We start from the raw sequence: 5535 nt of genomic DNA, 5'->3' as shown, positions 1-5535 counted from the left end.
CAGCTGCGCATCCGGGTATCGGACGGCGCACTGTCCGCCGCCGTCCTCGGCACCACCCCCGCCGCGGGACGGCCCGCGGCCACCACCACACCGCCCGAGCCCGCCACACCCGAGGAGCAGTCCTGATGTCCGACGAGCAAACCCCCGTCTCCCAGCTCGGCTACGAGGAGGCCCGCGACGAGTTGATCGAGGTGGTCCGCATCCTCGAGGCCGGAGGCCAGGACCTGGACGCGTCCCTGGCGCTCTGGGAGCGGGGCGAGGAGCTCGCCGCGCGGTGCACGGAGCACCTCGACGGTGCGCGTGACCGGATCGATGCGGTGCTGGGCGACGACGACGACGCCGGAAGCCGTACCTAGGAGGCCGTACCTAGGAGGCCACACCCCCCGCGCGCCCGGCCGGCCAGGGTCGATCTGGCGGCGGTCGAACCGGTGGCGGTCGAACCGCTGGCTACCGGCTGCTCGGGAGCGGTTCGGCGTCCTGGACGGCCGCGGCCAACGCCTCGAAGTCCGAGGTGGTGGCCGACCCGGTCACCGCCACGCGGACGTCGTCCAGGTCCAGCACCCACACCGGACGGACGTCGTCGCCGGTGTACACGGTCCACTCCTGCCCGGTCACCGGCACGATGGTCCGGCTCGGTCGCGGCCCGCCGTTCAGTGACCGGAACGCCTCCTCGGGGGCGTCGGACTGGACCAGTTCGACGAAGCTCCGCTCGCCCGTCACCCAGCCGACGTGACTCGAGGTGGTGTCGGCGAAGCTCTCGACCCGCCCCGAGTTCGAGGTCCACTCCTCCGGGACGTCCGGGGACCGGACCGGGAAGCCCAGGCTGCGCGCGTCCTGGCGCAGGGAGGCCTCGGCGTCGAACTCGGGGATGGCGCCCTGCTGTGGTCCGGACGGGCTGAAGGTGCACTGGCCCGCGACTCCGGCGAAGATCCCGACGATCGCCATGAGCACCACCACCGACCAGAACATGTCGCGGTTGCCCTGCAGGATTCTCGGTTTCGGCTCGGCCACGGCGTCCAGTATCCCACCCACCCGGGGCATGTCGGGCGCCTGGCCCCCGGCGGGCGTCGGGAGGTGCAACAATGAGCGCCGACACCCCATCGTGCGGCGAGTGGCCACGTCTGTTCGCGCGCAGCTATCCGAGGAGCCCGACGCCACATGTCAGACGCCCTACGCCCCGACCGTAACCTCGCCATGGAGCTCGTCCGAGTCACCGAGGCCGCCGCGCTCGCGGCCGGCCGGTGGGTGGGCCGGGGCGACAAGCTCGGGGGTGACGGCGCGGCCGTGGACGCCATGCGCGAGCTCATCGGCACCGTCGACATGGACGGCGTCGTGGTGATCGGCGAGGGCGAGAAGGACGAGGCGCCGATGCTGTTCAACGGCGAGAAGGTCGGCACCGGGCACGGTCCCGCGGTCGACGTGGCCGTGGACCCGATCGACGGGACGCGCCTCATGGCCGAGGGCCGGCCCAACTCGATCGCCGTCATCGCGGTCGCCGAGCGTGGCGCGATGTTCGACCCCTCCGCGGTGTTCTACATGCGCAAGATCGCCGTGGGGCCGGACGCGGTCGGTCACATCGACCTGTCCAAGTCCACCGAATGGAACATCCTGTCCGTGGCCAAGGCCAAGAACATCGACGTCGGGGACATGACGGTCTGCGTCCTCGACCGCCCCCGGCACGCCGAACTCATCGCGGAGATCCGCGCGGCCGGCGCCAAGGTCCGGCTGATCATGGACGGGGACGTGGCCGGCGGCGTCGCCGCCGCCTCGGACGACAGCTCGGTGGACATCCTCATGGGCATCGGCGGCACCCCGGAGGGGATCATCACCGCCTGCGCCATGAAGTGCATGGGCGGGGAGATCCAGGGGCAGCTCTGGCCGCAGGACGACGCCGAACGCCAGAAGGCCGTGGACGCCGGCCTCGACGTGGATGCGTTCCTCGGCACCGACGACCTGGTCAAGGGTGACAACTGCTTCTTCGCGGCGACCGGTATCACCAACGGCGACATGGTCCGTGGCGTCAGCTACCGCTCGAACGGCGCCGTCACCAGGTCGCTGGTCATGCGATCGAAGTCGGGCACGGTCCGGCACGTCGAGGCCCGCCACCGCATGGAGAAGCTCCGCGAGTTCTCGGCGGTCGACTACGGCCAGGGGACGCGCGACAGCTGACCCCACCCGGGCCCGCCGCGCCGAGAGCGCCTGCACGGTGCGGCGTGCCCGCCTACTCTGACCGTATGGCTGACCAGAGTGGATTCCGTATCGAGCACGACACCATGGGCGAGGTCCGGGTACCCGTCGACGCGCTCTGGCGGGCCCAGACCCAGCGGGCGGTGGAGAACTTCCCGGTCTCGGGCAGCGGTCTCGAGCGCGCACAGATCCGCGCCCTCGGCCTACTCAAGTCCGCCTGCGCGACCGTCAACGGCCGTCTCGGTCTCCTCGAGAAGACCAAGGTCGACGCCATCGTGTCCGCGGCCGGACGGATCGCGGAGGGTGAGGTCGACGACCACTTTCCCGTCGACGTGTTCCAGACCGGCTCCGGAACCAGCTCGAACATGAACGCCAACGAGGTCATCGCCTCGATGTGCGCGGCCGAGGGCGTCACGGTCCACCCGAACGACGACGTCAACATGTCGCAGTCCTCCAACGACACCTTCCCCACCGCCACGCATGTCGCCGCGACGGAGTTGGCGCTGACCGAGCTCGTCCCCGCGCTGGGTGTGCTGGCCGGGTCGTTCGAGCGCAAGTCCGTCGAGTGGCGGGAGGTGGTCAAGTCCGGCCGCACCCATCTCATGGACGCGGTGCCCGTGACCCTCGGCCAGGAGTTCGGGGGGTACGCGCGCCAGATCCGGGCCGGGGCCGAGCGCGTGTGCGCCACCCTGCCCCGGGTGGGCGAGCTCCCGATCGGTGGCACCGCGGCCGGCACCGGACTCAACGCGCCGGACGGTTTCGGCTCCGCGGTGGTCGAGGAACTGCGCTCACTCACGGGGCTCGAGGAGCTGCGCCTGGCGGAGGACCCGTTCGAGGCGCAGTCCGCCCGCGACGGTCTCGTGGAGCTCTCCGGTGCGCTGCGCACGATCGCCGTCTCACTCACCAAGATCGCCAACGACGTCCGGTGGATGGGGTCCGGTCCCATGACCGGGTTGTCCGAGATCCACCTGCCGGACCTGCAGCCCGGGTCGTCGATCATGCCCGGCAAGGTCAACCCCGTACTGTGCGAGACCATCTCCCAGGTCGCCGCCCAGGTCGTGGGTAACGACGAGGCCGTGGCCTGGGCCGGCGCCACCGGAGCCTTCGAGCTCAACACGGCGATCCCGGTGATGGCCCGCAACGTCCTGGAGTCCGCCCGGATCCTCACCACGTCCACGACCCTGTTCGCCGAACGCTGCATCGACGGGATCGAGCCCGACGTCGAGCGGATGCGCCGGTACGCCGAGTCCTCGCCCTCGATCGTCACCCCGCTCAACTCGGCGATCGGCTACGAGGAGGCCGCCCGGGTGGCCAAGCACGCCCTGGCGGAGGGGTTGACGATCCGCGAGGCCGTCATCGCCCTGGGCTTCGTCCCCGACCCGCTGAGCGAGGACGAGCTGGACCGCCGCCTCGACGTGTTGGGGATGACGGGCCTCGACCGCGAGCGCTGACCCCGGACGCGGCCTGCCGCACGGGGCCGCCGAGACCCGGTGAGGAACACCGCGCTGCGTGCCCGGTCCGGGCACGCAGCGCGGTGTCTGCTCACCCGTTGGTCATGCCGCGGTGATCCGGCGCAGCTCCCCCGGCTCGGCGTCCGGGTGGAACTCCTCGAGCATCGTGGTGACCAGTTCGGCGATCGCCGAGCGCTCCGGGCGGTTGAGGGTGACGTGTGCGAACAACGGATGCCCCTTGAGCTTCTCCACCACGGCCTGGATCCCGTCGTGACGGCCGACCCGCAGGTTGTCCCGCTGGGCCACGTCGTGGGTGAGCACCACGCGCGATCCCGTCCCCAGCCTGGAGAGCACCGTGAGCAGGACGTTGCGCTCGAGTGACTGCGCCTCGTCGACGATCACGAACGAGTCGTGCAGGCTCCGGCCGCGGATGTGGGTCAGCGGCAGCACCTCCAGGATCTCCCGGTCCATCACCTCGTCGATCACGTTCTCGCTGACCAGGCCCTCGAGGGTGTCGAACACCGCCTGGGACCACGGCGACATCTTCTCCGTCTCGCTCCCAGGCAGGTACCCGAGCTCCTGTCCGCCCACGGCGTAGAGGGGCCGGAACACCACGATCTTGCGGTGGCGGCGACGCTCCAGTACCGACTCGAGCCCCGCGCACAGGGCGAGCGCGGACTTGCCCGTCCCCGCCCGGCCTCCGAGGGAGACGATCCCGATCGACTCGTCCAGCAGGCAGTCGATGGCGATGCGCTGCTCGGCGGAGCGACCGCGCAGTCCGAACACCTCGATGTCGCCGCGGACGAGCTTGAGGCCGCCGCCGTCGGTGACGCGGGCCAGCGCCGAGGACGACTCGGTCTGGACCCGGATCCCGCAGTGCACCGGCGTCTCCACGTCCAGGCCGGCCGCCCGGGCCGCGAGGGGCGAGGCCCCGCCATCGGAGAACAGGGTGTCCACGAGGTCCTGGGTGGCGGGCAGGTTCGCGACCCCGCTGTAGCCGGTCAGCACCACGTCCTGGGCGTGGTACTCGTCGGCGGGCAGTCCCACGGAGCCCGCCTTGACCCGCAGCGGCACGTCCTTGGAGACCAGGACGGTGTCGAGGCCCTCGGCGCGGAGGTTGAGCGCGCACGCGAGGATCCGGGAGTCCTCCCCCGTGTTCCGGAACCCGGCGGGCAGGATCGCCTGGTCGGTGTGGTTGAGCTCGACCCGCAGGGTTCCCCCCTGGTCGGTGATGGGCAGGTCGCCGTCGAGCCGCCCGTGGCGGAGGCGCAGATCCTCGAGGAGTCGGAGCGCCTCGCGGGCGAAGTAGCCCAGCTCGGGGTGGTGTCGCTTGCCCTCCAGCTCCCCGATCACCGCGATGGGCAGCACCACGCGGTGCTCGGCGAAGCGGGTGACGGCCCACGGGTCAGAGAGCAGAACCGAGGTGTCGAGGACGTAGGTGCGTACGGTGTCGGTCACGGCGGACTCCTGGCCCGCGGCACCCGCGGGCGAGCTGGGGGTGGACCGGTCGGCCCAGGTCACCTGGTGGTGACGGGGCCGGGTGCCGGCCCCCTCCCGATCGAGTGGATCGATCATCGGCTGGGACCTCCCGACGGTCGGCTTCCCCACCGACCGTTGTGACCCACGCTACGCCCGAATCACACGAGTGTGAGTTAACTCATCGTGAATTTGTCGGTCTCGCCGGGGTCCGTGACGCACACCGGGTCACGGCACCCTCTCGAACGCGGCGGCCAGGCCCTGTCCGCCGCCCAGGCACATCGTCTCCAGAGCGAGCCGGCCCTGCCGGCGGGCGAGCTCGCGGGCCATCGTGGTGAGGATGCGGGTCCCCGTGGCCCCGACGGGGTGGCCGAGCGAGATCCCCGAGCCGTGCACGTTGAGCCGCTCGCGGTCGGCCGCC

General features: G+C 71.3%; 5 protein-coding genes and 1 pseudogene. 3 read left to right on the top strand and 3 right to left on the bottom strand.

Annotation, left to right across the window (positions count from 1 at the left end):
• The first annotated feature begins 125 nt into the window (after positions 1–125).
• Complete coding sequence (locus tag G6018_RS12850) at positions 126–356, top strand: exodeoxyribonuclease VII small subunit (protein WP_179525652.1); 231 nt, start codon at positions 126–128, stop codon at positions 354–356.
• A 91-nt stretch (positions 357–447) separates the two neighbouring features.
• On the opposite strand, the gene G6018_RS12845 is transcribed toward G6018_RS12850, so the two are convergent.
• Positions 448–1011, bottom strand: a complete 564-nt coding sequence (locus G6018_RS12845) for a DUF4245 domain-containing protein (protein ID WP_179525653.1) — start codon at positions 1009–1011, stop codon at positions 448–450.
• Between the two features lie 147 nt (positions 1012–1158).
• Here G6018_RS12845 and glpX point away from each other — a divergent pair, with 147 nt between their 5' ends.
• Positions 1159–2169 (top strand): class II fructose-bisphosphatase, encoded by a 1011-nt coding sequence (gene glpX / locus G6018_RS12840; RefSeq protein ID WP_179525654.1) that lies wholly within the window; start codon positions 1159–1161, stop codon positions 2167–2169.
• Between the two features lie 65 nt (positions 2170–2234).
• Complete coding sequence (locus tag G6018_RS12835) at positions 2235–3638, top strand: class II fumarate hydratase (protein WP_182639802.1); 1404 nt, start codon at positions 2235–2237, stop codon at positions 3636–3638.
• A gap of 102 nt (positions 3639–3740) precedes the next feature.
• Here G6018_RS12835 and G6018_RS12830 read toward each other — a convergent pair whose 3' ends face one another.
• A complete protein-coding gene (locus tag G6018_RS12830) occupies positions 3741–5096 on the bottom strand; it encodes a PhoH family protein (protein WP_182639801.1) in 1356 nt (451 codons plus the stop codon).
• Positions 5097–5342: 246 nt separating this feature from the next.
• Positions 5343–5535: pseudogene (locus G6018_RS12825) on the bottom strand (acetyl-CoA C-acyltransferase); the annotation flags it as partial.

Source organism: Dietzia sp. DQ11-44 (assembly GCF_014145205.1).
GTDB lineage: Bacteria > Actinomycetota > Actinomycetes > Mycobacteriales > Mycobacteriaceae > Dietzia > Dietzia natronolimnaea.
This window is presented reverse-complemented; position numbering and strand designations above follow the sequence as displayed.